This is a genomic window from Nocardia brasiliensis, from assembly GCF_011801125.1.
Lineage (GTDB): Bacteria > Actinomycetota > Actinomycetes > Mycobacteriales > Mycobacteriaceae > Nocardia > Nocardia brasiliensis_C.
In genome coordinates this window covers 1656500-1676898 of sequence record NZ_CP046171.1, presented here as the reverse complement: position 1 = coordinate 1676898, position 20399 = coordinate 1656500, and the positions used below count along the sequence as shown (strand labels likewise).

Below are 20399 nucleotides of genomic sequence, written 5' to 3'. Positions count from 1 at the left end.
ATGACGATCCCCCGCTACACGCTGACCGATCCGCCATCGGACGACGCCGGATACACGACGTCCTGGACGGTGCGCGGTGGCGATGTCGACCGGCACGGCCGGTTACGCCTGGACGGTATCGCCAGATACCTACAGGACATCGCCTGGGATGACCTGCACAGCAACGGTTTCGCCGAGTCCGATCCCTCCTGGATCGTGCGGCGCAGCACGCTGGAGGTGCTCCACCCGATCCGGTGGCCCGACCGAGTCCGGTTGCAACGCTGGTGTTCCGGCGTCTCGACCCGCTGGGCGAACATGCGGGTCCGGATCACCAGCGCGGCGGGCGGTCTGGTCGAGACCGAGGCATTCTGGATCAACGTCGACGAAAAGACCGGCACGACAGCGCGAATCAGCGAGGCAGGCTTCGCGCACCTGGCCAAGACGACCGACGAGCACCGGCTGCGCTGGCGGCCGGAGCTCGTCGGCGCGCCCGGCGCGATCGACCAGCGCGACAAGCCGTTCTCGCTGCGCGAGACCGACATCGACCTGTTCGGCCACGTGAACAACGCCGTCTACTGGCAGGCGGTCGAGCAGTTCCTGCCCGCGCACTCCGACCTGCTGGACCGCCCCCATCGGGCGGTCCTCGAGTACAACCGGCCCATCGCACCCGACACCCCGGTGCTGGTCCGGACCGAAAACCGCCCGAGCGGGCTGCACCTGTGGTTTCGCACCGACGACGGCGTCAACGCCGCCGGTATCGTGCACGCTCTGCCCCCGACGAACGAATGAGTTCCGTAGTGACCAGGCTCCAACGTCCCACCACCGGCGGGCTGAACCGGCGCGACGCGCTGCGGCTCGCGCTCTTCGGCACCGCCGCCCTCGGTATCCCCGGTGTCGCACAAGCGAATCCGACGGTCGCGGGGTCGAGTACCGGCCCCGACGGCGCCATCTGGATCCCGAGTTACAGCAGCGGATCGGTGCTGAAATTCGACCCGGCCACCCTGACGGTGCTGCAGGAGATACCCAACGTCGGCGACCACCCCATGGTGATCAAGGCGCTGCCGGACGGCTCACGCCTGTTCGTCGGCAACTTCGGCCCGGGGAACCCGTTCACCTGGAACGTCTCCGTGATCGACGTGCCGACCGGGAAGGTGCTCGACCGGATCCCCACCCTCGGCGCCCCCTACGCGACCATCATCCTCTCCAGCGACGGACGCTACCTGTTCATCCCCACCTCGCTGTCGGTGACGCAGGTGCTCGACACCAAGACCCTGGAGATCGTGCGGACCCTGCCGATGCTGCTGCCGCCGGGCGCCGCGCACATCGAGGTCTCGCTCGACGCCTCGTCGCTCTATGTCTTCTCGGCGGCGGGCACCCTGACCGAGTACGACGCGGTCACCGCCGCGGTCAAGGCGCCGCCGCTGTTCCTCAACGGCGTCACGCCGGGCTGGGGCGGGATGTCCGAGGACGGAAGGACGCTCTTCGCGGTCAATTTCTGGGCCGGGGTCGCCTTCGTCGACGTACCGAGCTGGACCGTGCGCGCCACCACGTTCCTCCCGCTCTGGTCCGAACCGATCTCCGGGACCCTGACGCCGGACGGCAAGCATCTGTGGGTGTGCCTCTACAACGACAACCAGGTCGTCATCCTGGACGCGCAGACCGGGGCCGAGGTCAACCGCTTTCCGACCGACGGCGCCGCCGTGTACGTCGGCTTCTCCGACGGCGGCAAGACCGCGTATCTGACCACCGTTTCCGACGGTATCCCGCTGCCCTACTTCAACCCGCTCGCCGGCTGGTACCACGCCAAACAACAGGCCTGGGACCCGTTCATGATGAATCTGGCGAACCTGGATGCCTCGCTCGTCGCCTACGACACCGCTACGCTGCAACGGCTGCGCTCCTACACCACCAAGGGCGCATTCGTCGCCGGTGTCTACCCCGAGTAGTTCACCACCCATCCCGCACCCGTCCGAGCGTATCCCCCGGTGAGCCTGGGTATGCGAGCACGGAACGGGTGCGGGAGTGCGGGTTACGCGGCCAGGCGTCGTGCCAGCTTGCGCAATCGCCTGCGATACGAGACGTGTTCGACCTGGAGCCAATGGCGCTCGGAACCGTAGTAGTTGATGCCGCCGTTGAGCTTCGGACCGTAGACGGGATTCGCCTTTTCCTTCCGGAACCCCGCGGCACGCTGCGGGTCGGTGTCGAGCAGGTGCAGATACCGCGCCATGATCTGCGCCTGGTAGTCCATGATCGGCCAAGTGCCGGTGGATATTTGGAAGTAGCCGATAACGAAGAGGTTGTCGAACTCGGGGTGGAAGGCGTGCAGGTGCAGCGCCGGGATGGGCCCGGTGGACCAGTTCAGATACGCGCGGTCGATGAACGGGAACTCGGCCTGGTGGTAGCCGGTGGCATAGACGATGGCATCGATGTGCTCAACCGAACCGTCCGCGAAACGCACATGGTCACCGCACAATTCGACGGCCTCCGGCTTGACGTCGATCTCGCCGTGACCGAGCTGGTAGAGCAGGGTCGAGTTCATCACGAAATGCTCTTCCAGCAGTTTGTGTTCCGGCCGTGGCATGCCGTAGCGCACGGGGTTGCCCGCGCTGTTCAGCCGAAGCAGCGGTTTGCCCATGGCGCGCACCAACGCTCGCGGCATCCGGAACTTCAGCACGAACTCGTAGTACGCGTCAGTCGGCATACCGAACATGTACTTCGGCCAGATGTAATTGCCGCGCCGCACACTCAGCAGCGTGCGCGCCGCCGCCTGGCTGCTCTCCACCGCGATATCGCAGCCCGAGGTACCGGCGCCGATCACGAGTACCCGCTTGCCGCGCAACACGTCCGGGCCGCGGTAGTCGGCCGCGTGCATGGACAACCCGTCGAAGGTGCCGGGCAATTCGGGGCGGCGTGGGGCCCAGTTGTGTCCGTTCGCGATCACCACACCGCGGTAGCGGCGCACAGCGACGCCCGCGGCCGTGCGAACCCGGATCAGCCACTCGGTGCCATCGGCGGCCCGCCATACCGATTCGACCGAGCTGTCGAACTCGATGTGCTCCCGCACGCCGAAGTGGTCGGCATATGCGCGCAGATAGGACATGATGTGCCGCTGCCCGAGGTAGGTGGGGTACTCCGCCGGAATCGGGAAGTCCGTGTATCGGATGTAGGGCTTCGAGGTGATCAGATGGATCGACGGATAGGCGCCACTGGTCGGGCAGTCCGGATTCCAGGTGCCGCCTACGTCGCTCGCCCGCTCGACCACATCCACCGGGATGCGGTACTCCAGCAGGTTCTTGGCCGCGGTCAGCCCCGCGGCGCCCGCACCGATCACGCAGTATCGATCGCCGCGATCCTCGATCTCGGCCGCCACCGGCGTAGACGTACCCGAATCACCCTTACGCATAACGAATCCCTCGCATGGTCAGTCGTACTTGTCCGGCAGGCGTGTAGGCGGTCGAGGTCGCGCCCGCGGCCGTCACCCGGCCCGCAGAGCCGCTGAGCGGGCCGGGAAACTCGATCGCCTCGATCCGTAGGTGCGCGAGCGCAGTCGGCGCCTGCCGCCGATACGCATGCCACAACAGCGTTTCCAGCTGGTTCAACGGCAGCACCGATCGTGGGGCCGGTACCGCGAGCACCAGATCTTGCCCGCGGTCCGCGACCACCTCGGCCGAGCCGGCTGTCGCCGCGTCGTCCCGCACCGACCAGCGCCCGAGCCGCAAGGCCTGCCCGTTCCACTGCAACCGCCGCACCGAGCCGCCCCCGACCGGTATCTCCTCGGTGCGGCCCGCATCGTCCGGCCCGTCGCCGGTGTCGCCGTAGTGCAGTGTCGCACTCGCCAATTGCGTTGCCCTGAACCATATCTCGACTGACACCTGCCACGCGCGGTGATCGGACGGCTGCCGGAGTACGCCCGCCCGCAGCCGGGCGCCGATCCCTGCCTCCCGGAGCGCGGACAGATTGACGCGAATGTCGCCTATGGCCGACAGCGGCGGTACGGGACCGTCGGGCTGCACCCAATCCGCCAGGGACCGTAGGTATTCCAGCAGCAGGCCGAGTGGCATCGCGGGGCTGCCGTCGACGCGGAAGTCGGCGAACGCCGGTGCCAGTTCGTCGCCGAGGACGAGTTCGGTCTCCAGCGTCGAACCGGCTACGAAACGAGTCGGAGCCCCTAGGAAGAGCAGGCGCCCGGCCAAGTGGTCGAGTCCGATCAGGCCCGCGGCGGGCGGGTAGGCGCGCAGCAGGACCGGCGTGATCGCCTGACCGAACGCACCGACGAAGGTGAACTCGCCCGCGCTACCGGCCAGAATCTCGCGCTCCCAATGCCGCAACCCTTCCGGCACCGACATCGCCGACATATACGCCAGCGTCGCTTCGTAATTCGTGATGATGCCGAGCCGTTCCCAGGTCGGCCAGCACATGGTCGCCACCGGTACCGGGCGAGCCAGGCCGGATCCGGTGCCCGCGGCCCACCGCCCGATCCGGCTCGCCGCCTCGTTCGCCGCGGCGTACTCCAACTGGCCGACCATTCCGCCCCAGCGGCCCGCGAGCGAGCCCGCCGTGCTGAAGAACCGGACCGGGGGCCGATCCTGCAGGGCGGCAATCAGATTCAGCAACCCCGTCACTTTGACGGCCGTCGTCCGGCGCACGACCTCGGCCGATTTTCCGGGCAGCCGGACCGGCGCGTCGACACCGGCGTCGTGCACGACACCGGCAAGGCCGGGTCCCGCCGCCGCCAGCAGCGCCCGCACCTGGTCCGGCTCGGTCACGTCGCACTGGTAGTAGTCGATATCGAGCCCTTCGGCCTTGGCCGCGGCCAGCCGCGCGAGCAGCTCCCGTGCCAGCGTGGCCCGCTCGAGCGCGGCCCGGGCCGCGGCCAAGGTGCGCTGCCTCGCCGCAGCGACCAGGGTTCTCTCACGGTAAGCCCGAAACTCGTCCTCCGACAATGTGTTCACCGCGTCGCCGGGGTCCGGCAGTGGGCTGCGCCCGCTGACGAGCACCCGGCAGCCGTACTTCCCGGCCAGCTGCCGGGCCAGGGCGAAGCCGATGCCACGGCCGCCACCGGACAGCACCACCACATCGCCTGGCCCCAGCGTGAGCACGGGATCGGGTACCTCGGCACGCTCGGCGACCAAGGTGTAGCGCCTGCCGTCGGCATGGCCGATCTCGAATGGCCCCCAGCGGTACAGTTCCCGGCACAGTTGCGCGGCCATCGCCGCGTCCAGCGGTTCGACCCGCGTCGCGGCCGCGGGAAAGTCGAGCACCCGGACGTTAACGTTGTCGAATTCGCGCGGCAGGCTTTTCGCCAGACCGGCCCACAGTCCACCGAGGGGCTGGGCCAGCGGCCCGCAGCCGTAGCCGTGCGTGCCGTCCATCCGCGTCACCGCCACGTAGAACAGGCGCTCGGTGCCGGATTCGGCGCGCCAGCGCTCATAGCAGCCGCGCAGCAGTTCGATCGTCTGCCACAGCTGCTCACCCCACCGCTCGGAGTCGGAAAGGTCGAAGGGCTGTTCATGATTCAGGTCGACGATGCCGTCGAGCCGGCCCATGTCCCACAGGAAGGCGGCTACCTGGCCGCCCTCGTGCGGCGGCTCGAGCCGTGCGGGCGCCGCACCGGCCGCGCGCAGCGCCGACATCACCTGGCTGGCCGACTCGCCGCTACCGCCGAGCACCGCGATCCGGCGGCCGAGCAATCGTGGGCTCGGCTCGTTCGGTACTGCCTCGACCTCCCTTGGGCGCCAAACGAACCGGCGCACCGGCTGCACCGATCCAGCGGATGTTTCGCGCGCGGCCGATCCGGCGCCGGGCGGTCCGAGCGGCGTCGCGCGATCCTCGCGCACGTCGATCATGCGTCCCTCGGCACGATCCGCAGCCCGATGCCGCGGGCGGGCCGCAGGGAAACAGCGGTCGACAGTTCCTCGCCGAGTCCAGGCAGGGCATGAAAGGTGAACCGCGACACCATCATCGCCAAGGTCAGCGTCATCTGGGTGAGCGCCATCGACTCGCCGACGCACTTGCGCTGGCCGCCGCCGAACGGGAAGTAGGTGTAGCGCGGGCGCTCGCGCTTGGCCGCCTCGGTGAACCGCTCCGGATCGAATCGGGTCGGATCGTCCCACAGGTCCGGATGTCGGTGCGTCACATAGGGGCTCAGGAACACGCACTCCCCCGCGGGCACGTGGCTGCCCGCGATGTCGTCGTCGTCGACCGTCGCGCGCGGAAACACCCAGATGGGCGGATGCAGCCGTAGTGCCTCGTCGAGCACCATCCTGGTGTAGGTCAGCTCTGCCAGGTCCGCGAGGTGCGGTTCGCCGCTGCCACCGAAGACCCGCTGGGCCTCCTCGAACAGGCGCTGCTGGACCTCGGGGTCGCGCGCGACCTCGAACAGGGTCCAGGCCAGCGCCGTGGCGGTGGTCTCGTGTCCGGCCATGAAGATCGTCATCAGCTCGTCGCGCACCGCCACGTCGTCCAGTCCGCCGGAATCCGCCTCAGCGAGCAGCAAATTCACCAGGTCCGGCCGGTTGCCGTGGCTACCGTCGCGGTGCGCGGCGATGATCCGGTCGATCACCTCGTGCAGCACGTCGCGGGCCGCCACGGTCCGCCGATTCGACGGGAAAGGCATCCAGGCGGGCAGCAGTTCCGGCATGGTGCCGCGAAACACCATCGCCCGCACCGCCGTGTCCATGGCATCGCCGATCCGCTCCCGATCAGCGGCCAGGTCGGTGTCGAACATGATGCGGCCCATCGCGCTCAGCGTGACGCCCATCATCTCGGGCACGACGTCACCGGCGTAGCCATCGGGTCCGAGGGTTTCCCAGCGCCCGATCGCCTCCGCGGTCGCCGACGCCATCGTGTCGACCATCTCCCCGATGGCCATCCGATGGAACATCGGGTTGATCGTGCGCCTGCGCTCCCGCCAGAGCGGACCGTCGGTGGTCAGCAGCCCGTCGCCCATGAAGATCTTGAAGCGCTCGTAGCCGATACCTCGCACGTAGTTGGCGTTGTTGTCTTGCAGCACATGCTTGATGCCGTCGGGGTGGAAGACCAGTGTCGCGGTCAGCAGGCCGAGTGGCAGCCGCACGGTATCGCCGTAGCCGCGGCGCAGCGCCTCGAACAGGGTCGGTGCGTCGGTGCGCAACGCCCGAATATGGCGCAGCAGCCGATGTGCCCCGACCGGCCCCGGCGGCAGTCGGTGTGCGAGATCCGCGTCCAGGATCGCCATGTCAATCGTCTCCTTCTACCGCGACCCGTGCGAGGCCGGTGGTTATCGCTTCGAGTCCCTTGAGTGCCAGGATGATTCGCCCATCCGGGCGGACCGCGACGAACAGATTGCCCGCGCCATCCCCCGCCGTCGCCGTGTCCGGCACCATCGCGTACAGCTCGATCGGGCCGCCGTCGCCCAGGCGGGCGTCGTTGGTGTACTCGTACAGGTCGAGGCGCGCGATGCGCAGCGGTGCGGCGACGGGCGCCCGGTCCAGCTCGTCGCCCGCCGCGAGCACACCAGTCCGGAGCAGGCCGTCGATGAGCAGCACCGGCACGCGGAACCGGGAGAACACCGGGTGGCTCGGCGCCAGCTCCAGGCAGTAGGTCGACCGCTTGCCGAGTGGGTGCAGCCTGGGGTTCGACGTCGTTTCGAAGACACCGGTCAACCGGATCGGCGCGTCCGCGCGATGGTACGGATCGACAACAGGCTGTTCGGTGGCCGGATACCAGGGCGTCCAGCGCGGCGCGGGCGACAACGTCGGCGCCAGCAATACGATCACGCTGACGTGCGGCCGGTCGCGGACGAGCACCGTTCCGTTCGGCGCGATCACGTCCTCGGTCACCTCGACACGGACCCGCGCGTGCGCGGGATCGGTTCGCTCGTCGAGCAACTCGGCACGAATGCGCTTGCGCACGGGACGATCCGGACGGTGCACCTTGAGGAAGTGGTGAAAGGTCAACTCCTCCATGGCATATCCACGCCAGCCGGGCAGCAACGCGGTGGCCGCCTGCAACGCCAGCTCCGCGGCGAACGCGCCCGGCAGGGTGGCCACCCCGTTGACCAGGTGGTCGGCGAGATAGGCGTCCCGATCCAGGTCGAAGTCGCGCTCGTACACCGCCCACGGACGGCCGTCCACCTGGCCCGCGGCCACCTGCCGATCGAGATAGAACGGTCGCGGGCTCGGCCCGAGGAAGCCGGGCAGCAACGCGTCGACCGCCCCGTACTCCGCGACGCCGAGATGCGCGGTGTAGGGATGCGGATGCGCGGCGCGCACCTGGCCGAGGAAGTGCTGGATGCCTTCCGCGGTGGACATGTTCGAGTACTGCCCCGTCTTGTCGAAATAGGCCTTGGTCAAGGGGTTCGCACCGAGGCCGACCTCACCCCACAGCGTCCAGCCGATGGTGAGCTCGTCGCGGCCCGCGGCCGCGCCCGCCACCGCGGCGGTGCCGAGAAAGTCGTTGGCCGAGGCGTAGTCCACCTCGCCGACCTGACCGGTGACGCCGAGTAGCGAGCCGAAGTTGCACCACCGGCGCGGCGGCCTGCCGGCAAGCGCGGCAACGAGATTGGTGTAGGCGAGCAGTTTGAGATCGCGCACCCGCCGGAACTCGTCGAAGTCCTTCGTCGCGATCGGCGCGGACCGATTGCGGCCCGCGGCATTGATCAGCAGATCGATCCGGTCCTCGGCGGCGTGCACGCACGCCATGGCCCGCTCGACCGCCGCAGGGTCCTCGACGTCACACGACAGATACGCCACGCTGGTGGCCCCGGCCTCCTCGAGCCTGCGCAGCGTGCGCGCCGTTCGACGCGCGTTGGCGAACCGCTCGAATTCCGCGTTCAGCACGCGCGGCGCGACGGTCGGGTCCTCGGCCCGCCGCCGGCGCAGATATTCCTTCCTGGCGCCGGCGAATTCGGCGTCGTCGCAGTCCCGGTAGCGTGCGGGCAGCGCATCGAGGTCACTGCTGCCGAGGATATAGAACCGGCCACCGGAGCCGCGGGCCAAGCCGAGCAGCACTTCGGCGGTGATACCCCGGCCACCACCGGCCGCGACCACCACCGAATCCCGCGTGAGCCGATAGCCGTCCGGATTCGAGTCGGCCGACACCGTCAAGGTCGCCCGATACCGGACCGCATCACGGTAGTAGGCGACCGGCAGGGACCGCGACAGCATCGATTCCGACGCGACGAGGTCGATGGCCGCAGGCAGGTCACCGTCGCTCGCCAGGGCGAACACCGCACTTCGCGGCCATTCGAGGGCCGCGACCTTGATCGCGCCGGTGAACAGGCCCGTGTACGGACGCGGCGCGGTACCGTCCATCGCGCGCAGCAGCAGTGCCACGGTGGATGACTCGGGCTTCGCTAGGGCGGCCGCGCGCTGTCGTGCCGCGAGGAACCACAGATCATGCAGCGCGCGTAGCGTTTCCGTGCGTTCGGTGCCGACGTCAGCCGACAGATCGACGACCAGGCGCAGATGCCGGACCTCGCCCCGTGGATCCAGCCGCTCCAGCAGCTCGCCGACGGCCTCGGGGGTCACCCGCGGCACCCACACGACGCCGTCACCCTGCTGCAATGAGAGCACCGTCGTACGGCGCGGTATGACGTGGCCGCGCAGCGCCCGGGGATCATCGATCAGCAGCAATGTCGCGGCCTCGGGCAGGAATTCGATCGGCGGGCGGACCGCCACGCCGGGGTCCGCGGTCAACGCCCACGTGTGCACGTCGACGCGGCTGTCCGAGATCGTGTCCCCACCACGGTTTTCCGGCATGTCAGTAGCCGATTCGACGGGGAGCGTCACAGTTTCGCCCACGGGTACCGTCGCGTCGCGCTCACCCACCGACACCGCGGGCGCTGCCGCGGTGCCCGCCTCTTCCCGGAATTCCGGTCCGGTCACCCGGATCGCGGCGTCCGCGCCGCCGTTCCCGCCACGGCACCGCACCATCACCGAGCGGTCGGCACCGACGGTGTCCAGCGCCGTCAAGATGCCGAGCGCGCCCTCCGCACCGAGCAGGTTCGGCCGCGAATCCGACTGCGGGGCACCACATTCTATTTCTTCCGCGCTGCCGCGCGCGGCCGCCGCCGTGAGCGGATCCAGGTAGCCGAGCACCCGCAAGCTCGACTCGCGCGCCGTCTGCTCCGTGGTGAGGGCCAGCAGGAACGCGCCCTCGGCCAGCCGCGCCGCGTCGGGCAGCAGCGCACCGAGCAGCGTGCGCTGTTCCTCGGTGCTGTTGCCGTTGATGCCGCCGACCAGTGCCATGCGCAGTTCGCCGGAACGCAGATAGCGGGCGGCCACGTCGACGGCGCTAAGCGCGGCGGTGAACCCGGTGTCCACCGTCATGTTCAAGCCGTTGAGCCCGAAGTAGTTCGCGACCCTGGCGGGAATGACGTTGGGCATCATGCCCGGAAAGGTGTTCTCCGTCGCGGGCGGAACCAGCGCATCGACCTCGGCCGTCAAGTCGGCGATCAAGTCGTGCAACCAGGGCGCCCGTGCCAGTGCGGGATCGGCGCGCAACGTCGCCGCGACGTCGTCGAGGTAGGAACGGGTCGCGTAATGCATGGCATTGTGCGTCTCACCGAAATGACCGACTATGACGCCGGTTTCGGCGCTGTTCGCGGTCCAGAAGGCACCGAGGTCAGCATGGATCGCGCGGGCGCAGGCCAAGATCATCAGCTGGCACCGATCGATCGCACGCAGCAGCCCCGGCGGCAGCTTGACCTCCGCGACACTCGGCAGCGGATACCGCGCGCCGAAGGTGGTCACCGGATGCTCGGCGGCGAGCCACTCGTGCGGCCGCGTCGTGCCGGGCAGCTGCGCGGCCACCGCCACCACCGCCAATCGGGCAGGCGCGGCCTGGAGCTGCGATCGCGGTGTCGGCACACCGCGTCCGCGCCAGTCGACAGTCGGCGGCTCCTCGACGACGAGATGTGCGTTCGTCCCGCCGAATCCGAAGCTCGACACCGCGGCGACGCGCGGCTTGTCACCGCCAGCGGGCCAGCGCACGGCCGCCTTCGGGATCTCCAGGTTGCTCCCGTCGATCATGAATTCCGCTGGGGGCTGGTCGAATCGGTGCTGCGGTGGGATCAGCTCATTGCTGAAACCGAGCAGCGCCTGCACCAGTGACACGGTGCCCGCCGCCCAACCGGTGTGCCCGATCACCGATTTGTTGGACGTCACCCGTACCGGCTCACTACCGGCCAGAGTCTTGCGCAGAGTGCCGAACTCGGCGCTGTCCCCGGCCTGGGTGCCGGTCGCATGGGCGAGCACCCAGCCGGGACGCACCCCGCGCATAGTGGGACGCGCCTGTGCGCGCCGGATGGCCAGCTCCTGGCCATCCGCGTTCGGTGCGTAGATCGCCTTGCCCCGGCCGTCGGAGGAGGCGCCGAACCCGCGCAGCACACCGAGGATTCGGTCACCGTCCGCGCGCGCCCGGCGCAGGGTCTTGAGCACCACCGTGGCCGCACCGTCGGAGAACAGCACACCGTCGCTGGTGCGGTCGAAACTGCGCACCTCGCCGCGCGCGGACAGGCCGTTGAGTTTGGCGAACAGCACCGAGCCGCGCGGCCCGACCGCGAACGCGCCACCGCAGACCGCCACGTCGTAGTGCCCGTCCAGCAACCCACGCAGGCCGAGATCGACGGCGTAGAGCGAGGACGAGCACGCGGTATCGAGCATCAGCAGTTCGGTGTCCGCGGGCAGAATGCCCGCCATCGCGCCTGCACCGACCTGATGCGGAAACACCCGCTGCGGGTCGGTGACGCTGCGCGGGTAGCGGGCGCGCAGCGCCGCCTCGATGGCCGCGAGCCCCTCATCCTGGTGCTCGATACCGCGTTTTCGCACGGCATTTCGCGCCAGCCGCAGCGCCCCGGCCACGACCGTCGCCTCCTCGGCGTGCTGGTTGCCATCAGCGGTATAGCCGACCAGGAATCCACAGCGATCTGTGGGACGCGTTGTCACCGAGTCCATGGCCTGCAGCACCGAATTGCGCAACCACAGTGTGGTGGATTCGCATTGGTCCTGGGTCTGCCCGGCGGCGGCGAGTTCGGCAGCCAGCCGGGGGTGCGGCACGAAATCGGTGATGAAGGCCGAATGCTCGGAGTACGACTTGTCCGCGGCGGTCGGGTCCGGATCGTGAAAGTTGGTGTTGTCCCACCGATCCGGTGGCACGGGCATGAAACGCTCGGCGCCGGTATGCAGTTCACGCCAGAACTCCGCCGGGTCGTTGGCCCCCGACACGGTGATCCCCATACCGACGACCACCACCGTTTCCTCGGCGTCGAGATCGTCGGTATCGTGCGCCGCCAGTGTGCCGATCGACTCCGTCCGATCGTCCCTCGGCGCGGCCGGTTGCAGTGGCGGCGACAACATGGCCGCGCCGGTGGACAGCCCGCCGTCGGCGAGCAAGACCTGCCCGGTCACCCAGCTCGCATCCGCTGACACGAGAAACGCCACGATCGCGGCCAGTTCCTCCGGTGTACCGAGCCTGCCGAGCGGCGTCGCGGCCACCGTCGCCTGCCGCAGCGCCTCGGCCTGCGGGAACTGGTGTGCTACCGGACTTTCCAGCAGTCCGGCGGCGGCGGTGTTCACTCGGATGCCGTCCGGGGCGAATTCGACGGCGAGATAACGGGTCATCGCCTCGACCGCGGCCTTGGCCGGCCCGCAGGCCAGGTAGTCCGAGAGCACGAACTGGCCACCGCCGAGGGTGGAGATGTTGACGATGCTCGCGCCTGCCCTGCCCCGCATCAGCTCCCGGGCCCGGCGCGAACAGCCCAGTCCGCCTTTGAGATTCGTGTCGATCGCGAGATCGATCATGGCCTCGTCCACTGCGGGGCCCGCGGCGAGCCTGCCGTTGGCCGCGCTGTTGACCAGGATGTCGAGCGCACCGAATGTCGCGGCGATCTCGTCGAACATGCGATCGCGCTGGCCGGCGTCGGCCACCGAGGCGCGGATGATGTGCGCCCGGCCACCCGCGGCCTCGATCTCGGCTTTGGTCGCGCGCGCGTCGGCGGGCGAGCGGAAATGGTTGATGATCACCAGCGCGCCATCGGCCGCCAGCCGCAGCGCGATCGCCCGGCCTACCGCGCGGGCGCCACCGGTGACCAACGCGATCTTGCCGTCGAGAGGTCCGGTCATCGCGGCTGCCTACCCAGAGTTGATCAGGTCGGCGATGCGCCCGAGCGTATTGTGCTCGCCGAGCTTGAAATCCGTTGGCAGCGGCCCGAGCCGGTAGTTGTCCCCGACGCGGCGCAGCAGTTCGGTCTGCTTGACCGAATCGACACCGAGTTCGGATTCCAGATCGGTGTCCTCGTCGAACACCTCGGGCGGGTACTCCAACGCGTCGGCGTACAGAACCACCAGTTCCCGCAGGAGTTCCGCACGCGGTGGTACCGCGTCGATGTCGGGCCCGCCGGGCAGCAATTCCGCGCGTTCCGGCGAAGACAGCGCGAATGCCGGTGCGGGCGCAGCGGGTGCCGCGGGTAGTGCGGTGGGCGCGGACGCCCGCGGAACGGGCGCCGGGGCGATCCAGTCGTAGTCCTCGGTGTCCAGTGCGTCGGTCGAGGCACTCTTCGCGACACTTGCTCTCGGATCGACCTCGGCATCGAACTCGGCGATCGTGCGGTGCATGATGCGCTCGACGTGCTCGCGCCACCGTCGCTTGAACTCCGCCGCGGACAGTCCTGGGGCCAGGGCCTGGTGGACCGCGTCCTGTTCGTCCGCGCCGGACGAATTATGCGGCACCCCGGCCAGTTCGGCGATGACTTCGACAGTGGCGGCCGCCGGTGTCAGGGGCGCGACGTACTCCGCGTCGGAGCCGAGCACCGCGCGGGCGATCTTGGTCAAGCCGTCGAGCGGACCGCACTCGACGAAGACGCCGACCCCGGCGGCCCGTAGCTCCCGCAGCGCGGGGGCGAATCGCACCGGCCGGATCAGGTGCCCGGCCAACAGCGCGGTCAATCGGTCGACATCCCGATAGACCCGACCGAGGATCGGCGAATAGACCCGCGCACCCAGCGGCGCCTGCGGGATATCCCGGATCCGATCGGCGAAGTCGAAGGCGGCCTCGTGCACCAGCGGGCTGTGGAACGGGTACGGCGCACGTAGCGCCAGTGCGCCGAGACCGAGTGCGGCCGCGACCGCGACCGCGGTATCCATCGCCGACTGCGGTCCGGCGAGAATCGTTTGCTGGTCATGGTTTTCGGCGGCCACGACGGCCCGCGCGTCGCCGATCAAGCCGAGTATCCGTTCGGCCCGCGCCGCATCGGCGCGCACCGCGAGCAGATATCCGTCCGGCTCAGCCGATTCCCGGAGTGCGGCATCGCGGTGACATACGATCCGCGCACCGTCGGCGGGGGTGAACGCGCCCGCGCCGACCAGTGCCGCTATCTCACCAAAACTGTGCCCCACCAGCACATCCGGTCGTACTCCTCGGTTCAACAGGAGTCGATGGGCGGCCACCGAGGCGGTGTATATCGCCAGCTGCAACAGATCCGGCGCCGAACCGAGCAGCTCATCGATGGCGGGACCGTCCGTTGCGAAGAGGGGTTCCGACACCGAGCCGCCCGCGTGCCGGACAGCCACCTCGTCGATCTCGCGCACCAGCTCCCGAACCTCGGGAACGTCACGCACCCCGGCCAGCGCACCGGCGAAATAGGCGCCCTGCCCCGGGAAGAGCGCGGCTGTCGTGTGGACCGTCATCGAAACCCCTTGCGAGCTAGACCGTTCCCATCATCGGCACCCGGCAGCAATGCGACACGCCGAGTGACCACGAGGAAATTAGAGCAACTTTCCAGTTAATACACCAGGTCAAAGACCTCAATGTCCGCGCAGACCCCGGTTCGACAGCGGGGCACCACCAAGACGCGCGATCGCCTACGCGGCACCGTCCAAGCGCTCGGACAACCACGTCATGGCGGGCGGGCCCGCCACCGAGATGGACGAGACATGGTCGGCCAACGGCACTTTGACGTAGGTCAGCGCGACGCCGCGCGCACGGTAATCCGCAGCCAATCGATCGTTGTCCGCCGGCAGCGCCACCTGGTCGTTCTCCGCGACCGCCAGATACAGCGGCGCCGCGGGTGTGCCCAGCTGTCCGGCTCGGATGGAATCCACCGCCGCCACCACCGCGGGTTCGTCGAGGGGCCACCGTCGGCCGAATGTCATGTCGTGGCCGTCGGCGAAGGCATAGCGTGCCTGGATCTCGACGTTGCACAGATCCGAAATCCGTTGTTCCAGCTGTGGATCGGTGAACATCGCGGCCAAGCCGAGCTCCGGGTAGGCGCGGGCGAGACCCAATGCCGATGCCACGTCCAGGCCGGCGAACAGGGTCTTGTTCATCCGCCACCCGGACGCCCGCAGGTCGACGGGCAGGCCGATGGCGACGGTACCGACAAGATTGAGTTCGGGCGCGTATTCCGCGGCCAGCTCAGCCGCGAACTCGGTGCCGCGCGCTCCGCCGGAGTATCCGAACATGCCCACCGGGGCCGAGCGCGCCAGTCCCGCGGGCGCGAAGCCGAGCGCGGCGCGGATACCGTCGAGGGTGTTGCGGCCCTCGACGTAGGCGGCCGTGAAATGGTTTCGCGGACCGAGATAGTCGGGCACGACGACGGTGTAACCGCGGTCGAGCAGCACCGCGAGATTGATCACCTCGGTGAGCATGCCCGAGCCCGCCATGAAGGGCGCGCCTGCGCGCAGCTGGTAGGAGGGATTGCAGCGTGGATCAAGAGCGTCGATCCACGGGTCGTAGGCGACCAGCCGGTCCAGCCGGGCGCCGCCGACGGGCTGGATGATCGTCGCCACCGTGGTCCAGGGCACCCCCTTCGTATCCTGGCTCACGTATTTCACCTGCCAGGCCGTCAACGGCACGCGCGCGGGCACATCGCGCAGCGTGACCGGTCGGCTGTCGAGCACCTCGCCCATCCCGCGGCCCGTCAGATCGTCCGGCTGGGTGTAGAACTCGTCCTGCGCGGGCGCGGCAGGCGCACCGGGCAGCGGGGGCAACGCCACCGCCGGGCCGATACCGCAGACCGACACCGCGGCCACGAGCACAACGGGAAAGAGCAGTCGCGCCGTCGCGCGGGTCTTGATACCGAACATCGCTACTTCCTGGAGGTTTTCGGATCGGGCCGGGGCCGGGCCGCACTGTCGCGGCCCGACCCCGGCACGTGTTTCACAGCGTCACAACGAGACCGACACCAGACGGTTCTCGCTGGCCCGCACCGGGCCCTCGGTCACACCGGTGCCGACGGTCGGAACCGCCGAAGTGGCCGAGACCGGCTGCGCCGCAGCGGGTTCGGGGCGCAGCAGGTGCTGCAACCCGGACACCACCTCCGCCGTGGTGATGTCACCCGCCTCGTCCCGGCGACCGGAGCGGGCCGTCGCGCCCATCGGCTTGGAGACCAGGATCAGCGGTGCCGAGAGGCTGAGCGGCACGCCGAGCGCGATCGCACCGAAGAACAGCACGCAGCCACCGACCGCCATCGCCACCGCGCCGATCACCGCGAGCACCGGAATGCCGATGGCGCCCACGGCGGTGATGAGCGCCGCGAGTGCCGCCACCGCCAGCCCGACCAGCAGGAACGGCGACGCGATCACCAGCAGCGCGAGCGCCACCAGCGGGAACGCGAAGACCGCGACCGGGAAGAACAGCAGGTACGGCACCGAGAGCACGGCCGCGAGCGCCACACCGATGATCGCCAGCGCCGCCACCGCGACGATCGCGAGCACACCCAGAGCGACACCGATAGCGTTGCCGATCAGGAACACCGCGGCCGCCAACAGCACCGCCGCACCGAAACCGATGGCGGACAGGACGAGCACGACCGCGATGGCCGCGAGCGCGATCGGAATCGTCACCAGCCACAGCGGCGGGAACAGCGACGACACCAGCACGAAGGTCGCGGCCAGCGCGACGATCGCCGTCGCCCAGAGGGCGAAGAAGCCGAGCGCGGCCGCCGCGATCCCGATCGCGACCGCACTACCGACCGCCATGGTGACCCCGATCGTGCCCAGCAGCACCGCCAGGATGCCGCCGAAGATCAGCGGCGAGGCCAGCAGCGCCAGCGGCGGGCAGAACAGAATCAGCAGGGCGGCGGCGATCACGAAGCCGACGAACGCGACCACCGTCAACAGGAACCCGCTGACGAACAGCAGGCCGGCGCCGATGATCGCCGCGGCGAACGCCAGCAGCGTGTACAGGCCACCCTCGATCAGGATCAGCACGGTGGCACTGGCGGTCACCAGGGTGAGCAATCCGGCCATGATCGCCGCGAAGATGATCGCCGCGGGCAGGATGATCGGAATCGCGTACGGCATGAGCGCCATCAGGATCACCGCACCGACGAGGACCGCGGCCGACAGCCCGGCCAGCAGCGCGAGACCGGAGGAGACGCAGAGCACGGTGAGCACCACACCCAGCGCCAACCCGCCGAGCGCGAACGCCAGCGCCAGTGCCACGGGCAGCGCAACCAGTCCGAGGAACAGCAGCGGCGCGAGGATCGGCCCGATGATCGGCAATGCCAGGATCAGCAGTCCCGCGGCGATGGTGCCGAAGACCACGGCCACGGCCGCGGCCAGCACACCACCGAGGGCAAGCAGCTTGGCGGCAGTGCCGACCAAGAAGCCGAGGATCACACCGGCGACCCAGCCCAGGCCGAGCGCGACCAGCGCCAGCGCGAGCAGCCAGGTGACGGTGATGCCCGCCGCGATACCGAGCAGCACCAGACCGGCGATGCCCGCCACCACCAGCACACCGAGCGCGAGCACGGCGGCGGCGCCGAGCACTGCGACGGCGAGCACGAGCAGCACCACCAGGATCGGCAGGGCGATCAGCCCGAACGGGGTCAGCAGCGAAGCCAGACCGGTGATCGCCGCCAGAACCGCGATCCCGATCGCGCCGAGCAACAGCACGCCGAGAACCGCCGCGGCGGTGAGCAGCAGGCCACCCACCAGCACCGCGAGCGCACCCGTGAACAGCAGCGGACCGACGATCAGGGCCAGCGGCGGCAGCAACGCCGTCACCACGACGGCGAAGAGGCCTGCCACCACGAAGGCGATCGCGGTCAGCACGATGCCGATGACCAGCGCCGCCGCGGCGGCCAGCACCGCGCCGACGCCGACCACCACGATCGCCGCGAGCAGGCCGGCGAGCACGAACGGCGCGACGAACTGGAAGGCGATCAGTCCGGCGATGACGACCGGCAGCGCGATGATGCCGACGACCACCAGCACCGGTGCCAGCACGATCGCCCCGACCACGAGCGCGCCGACCACCGCCGCGGCGATCAGGCCGCCGACGACCACGACCCCGACCACGGCGGCCACCAGCGCCGCCGCCGCGAGACCGAGCACGACCACGCCGACCACCGGCATGGCGAGGATCGCCAGGAAGATCGGAATGGCGACCAGCGGCAGCACGATCGGCAGCGCCAGCGCGGATTGGTGCAGCTGGCCGGGGAGCAGCCCGCGCACCACCTGCAGCAGCGTGTCGCGGATGGGCGCGAACGCCGAGCCGGGATCGGCGAACGCCGCGAGCACCGGTGTCAGGAACCCGGTGAACGGGGCCAGCACGGTGGTCAGCGTCCCGGAGCGCAGCACCTGTTCGAGGGCGCCGAGCAGTGCGGTCGTCGGCAACGAGCCCTGGGAAACGGCGGTGAGGGTGGGCGCCATCTCCTGCAGCACGGGCGCGAAGTGCACGATGATCGGGCGGACCACGTCGGCGAGCGGCCCCGACTGCAACAGCGGCGTCAGGTGCTCGGTGAGCACCGTCGTGATGTCGGCACCCGATGCCACCTGCTGCACCGCGGGAGCGATCGCGGCGAGCACCGGCGACCAGTCCGCACCGGAGGCCGTGGCGATGACCGGTTCGACCAGCTCGCGCAGTGCCTTGGTCGGATCCTCGCCCGCCTCCGGGAAGTCGAAGACCGCGCGAGCCTGCGTGATCAGGGTGTCCAGCGCGTTGGCGGCCGGGTCGGTCCGGCGCGCACCCGCCTGCTCGGTGGCATCGCGGACGAAGGCCAGCAGATCCTGCACCGGCTGCTGCAACGGCCCGGCGGGCAGCTGCTCCGCCCATGCCCCGATCTGCCGCAGGTCCAGGCCCGAGCCGGCGATCTGACCGACCGCGCCCGCGATCTCCTCGACCGCGGCGGGTGCTCGGCCGGTGCCGCCGTTGACCGCGATCCCGGCGTTACCGGCGTCGGTGCTGCGCACCGCCGAATGAAGCAGCGGCGCAGGCGAATCCGGGGCCGATACGGCCTCGGGTGTCGGTGCGGACGCCGGCGCGGGTCCGCGCACCGCGGTGGCGAAGCTGTCGACGGAGTCGGCCAGCGGAGTTCCCTGGGTCAGCGACGCGACCCCGGTCAGCGCCGACTCCACCTGGGTCCGGGTGCCGGGATCGAGCACCGACCCCACGCTGGTCCCGAACTGGGTGATCAGCCCGTTGTCGATGGGCGGGGCGGTATCGGCGTGGGCGAGGCCACCCGCGCCGAGGGACGCGGTCGCGACCGAGGCGAAGGCGGCGGCCGCGTACAGCCCGCGGCGGTTTCTGGCGATCTTCTTCCGATGCCGGTTCGAGGCTTTGGTGACTCGCGATCTGACATCGGGCATATAGCTGTTCGACGTTTCCACGGCTCGCTATGCCTTTCACTGAGGATTTCGAATACTTCGCATCGGGAGAATATGGCAATAATCGACCACAAGCGCTATCGAGAATCGGTCGCTTTGAAAAAAGGTTTGGATGAAATATGCGGTGTGATCTCGGTTTCCATACAAATAGTAGTGATGAAAGCCCGCCCGCCCGTACCACGGGAATGCGGTAAATCGTCGGATATGCCCGACGAGGGATATCACCACCGTTTCGGCGAGGAGTGATCCGATGCGAAGAATTCGGCACAGCGCGAACGCACCCCGCTACTCGGGCGCGCTCGCCATCTCCGCCGGGTTCGTGCAACTGCTCGCCGCCACTGCCGCACTCACCGACCGGAAGATCTGCTTCATGCGGCAGACGGTGACCCAGCCATCGACCTCGACCCGGCCCGGCTGGTACCTGTTCGTCGTTGCGATACTGATCATCTGCTGCGGCGGCTACCTGCTCAGCCGCAGGCCGAGCGCCTATCCGGTCGGCGTCGCCGCGGTCGCCGTCAGCGGGGTCGACAGCGTCGTGTTCGCGGCCCGCTATCCGGACTTCGCACTGATACTGGTCGTCATCGTGCTGCTGACGGTCTGCACGCTGATCCGGGAACTACCGCACCGCACGATCGCGCCCAGATAACCAGGACACCATCGTCGCAGTTATTTCGCGGGCACCGAAAAACACGCCGATACGAATAGTCGATCCCGAAAATTTCTCACGGGGTGAGGTAATTCCACCACCACCCGACGACAATGGCCGCACAGCCGATCCACAGCACGACATAGACCAGCAGCAGGGCGAGTACGACCACCACCGGAATCGAA

10 protein-coding genes are annotated in these 20399 nt (G+C 69.2%); 3 read left to right on the top strand and 7 right to left on the bottom strand.

Translation table 11 applies throughout. The annotated features are described in order from the left end of the window. A complete protein-coding gene (locus F5X71_RS07515) occupies nt 1–768 on the top strand; it encodes an acyl-[acyl-carrier-protein] thioesterase (RefSeq protein ID WP_167461286.1) in 768 nt (255 codons plus the stop codon). Between the two features lie 8 nt (nt 769–776). Next, nucleotides 777–1925, top strand: coding sequence for a YncE family protein (locus F5X71_RS07510; RefSeq protein WP_167461285.1), 1149 nt, complete (start codon nt 777–779; stop codon nt 1923–1925). Between the two features lie 83 nt (nt 1926–2008). On the opposite strand, the gene F5X71_RS07505 is transcribed toward F5X71_RS07510, so the two are convergent. The 7 genes from F5X71_RS07505 to F5X71_RS07475 all read right to left on the bottom strand — a co-directional run bounded on the left by F5X71_RS07505 (nt 2009) and on the right by F5X71_RS07475 (nt 19550). Then, nucleotides 2009–3382 carry a flavin-containing monooxygenase gene (locus F5X71_RS07505; RefSeq protein WP_167461284.1) on the bottom strand — a complete coding sequence of 458 codons (1374 nt, stop codon included), beginning with the start codon at nt 3380–3382 and terminating at the stop codon, nt 2009–2011. Continuing rightward, nucleotides 3375–5825: a KR domain-containing protein gene (locus F5X71_RS07500; RefSeq protein WP_167461283.1), complete on the bottom strand. Its 2451-nt coding sequence runs from the start codon at nt 5823–5825 to the stop codon at nt 3375–3377. The genes F5X71_RS07505 and F5X71_RS07500 overlap by 8 nt, the downstream gene beginning before the upstream one ends. Next, the gene (locus tag F5X71_RS07495; RefSeq protein ID WP_167461282.1) at nt 5822–7195 is read right to left on the bottom strand and encodes a cytochrome P450; all 1374 of its coding nucleotides are present in this window, start codon (nt 7193–7195) and stop codon (nt 5822–5824) included. The genes F5X71_RS07500 and F5X71_RS07495 overlap by 4 nt, the downstream gene beginning before the upstream one ends. A gap of 1 nt (nt 7196) precedes the next feature. Further along, a complete protein-coding gene (locus F5X71_RS07490) occupies nt 7197–13082 on the bottom strand; it encodes an SDR family oxidoreductase (protein ID WP_167461281.1) in 5886 nt (1961 codons plus the stop codon). A 9-nt stretch (nt 13083–13091) separates the two neighbouring features. Beyond that, entirely contained in the window at nt 13092–14645 is a 1554-nt protein-coding gene (locus tag F5X71_RS07485) for an acyltransferase domain-containing protein (RefSeq protein ID WP_167461280.1), read from the bottom strand. A gap of 174 nt (nt 14646–14819) precedes the next feature. Continuing rightward, entirely contained in the window at nt 14820–16043 is a 1224-nt protein-coding gene (locus F5X71_RS07480) for a lipase family protein (RefSeq protein WP_167461279.1), read from the bottom strand. An 81-nt stretch (nt 16044–16124) separates the two neighbouring features. After that, nucleotides 16125–19550 (bottom strand): hypothetical protein, encoded by a 3426-nt coding sequence (locus tag F5X71_RS07475; protein ID WP_167461278.1) that lies wholly within the window; start codon nt 19548–19550, stop codon nt 16125–16127. Nucleotides 19551–19818: 268 nt separating this feature from the next. Here F5X71_RS07475 and F5X71_RS07470 point away from each other — a divergent pair, with 268 nt between their 5' ends. After that, nucleotides 19819–20214, top strand: coding sequence for a DUF7144 family membrane protein (locus F5X71_RS07470; protein WP_167461277.1), 396 nt, complete (start codon nt 19819–19821; stop codon nt 20212–20214). The last annotated feature ends 185 nt before the right edge of the window (nt 20215–20399 follow it).

What these genes read in the sequence shown, in the direction of transcription:
- F5X71_RS07515 (WP_167461286.1), top strand. Translation starts at nt 1, where the DNA reads ATGACGATCCCCCGCTACACGCTGACCGATCCGCCATCGGACGACGCC.
- F5X71_RS07505 (WP_167461284.1), bottom strand. Translation starts at nt 3,382, where the DNA reads ATGCGTAAGGGTGATTCGGGTACGTCTACGCCGGTGGCGGCCGAGATC.
- F5X71_RS07500 (WP_167461283.1), bottom strand. Translation starts at nt 5,825, where the DNA reads ATGATCGACGTGCGCGAGGATCGCGCGACGCCGCTCGGACCGCCCGGC.
- F5X71_RS07495 (WP_167461282.1), bottom strand. Translation starts at nt 7,195, where the DNA reads ATGGCGATCCTGGACGCGGATCTCGCACACCGACTGCCGCCGGGGCCG.
- F5X71_RS07490 (WP_167461281.1), bottom strand. Translation starts at nt 13,082, where the DNA reads ATGACCGGACCTCTCGACGGCAAGATCGCGTTGGTCACCGGTGGCGCC.
- F5X71_RS07485 (WP_167461280.1), bottom strand. Translation starts at nt 14,645, where the DNA reads ATGACGGTCCACACGACAGCCGCGCTCTTCCCGGGGCAGGGCGCCTAT.
- F5X71_RS07480 (WP_167461279.1), bottom strand. Translation starts at nt 16,043, where the DNA reads ATGTTCGGTATCAAGACCCGCGCGACGGCGCGACTGCTCTTTCCCGTT.
- F5X71_RS07475 (WP_167461278.1), bottom strand. Translation starts at nt 19,550, where the DNA reads ATGCCCGATGTCAGATCGCGAGTCACCAAAGCCTCGAACCGGCATCGG.
- F5X71_RS07470 (WP_167461277.1), top strand. Translation starts at nt 19,819, where the DNA reads ATGCGAAGAATTCGGCACAGCGCGAACGCACCCCGCTACTCGGGCGCG.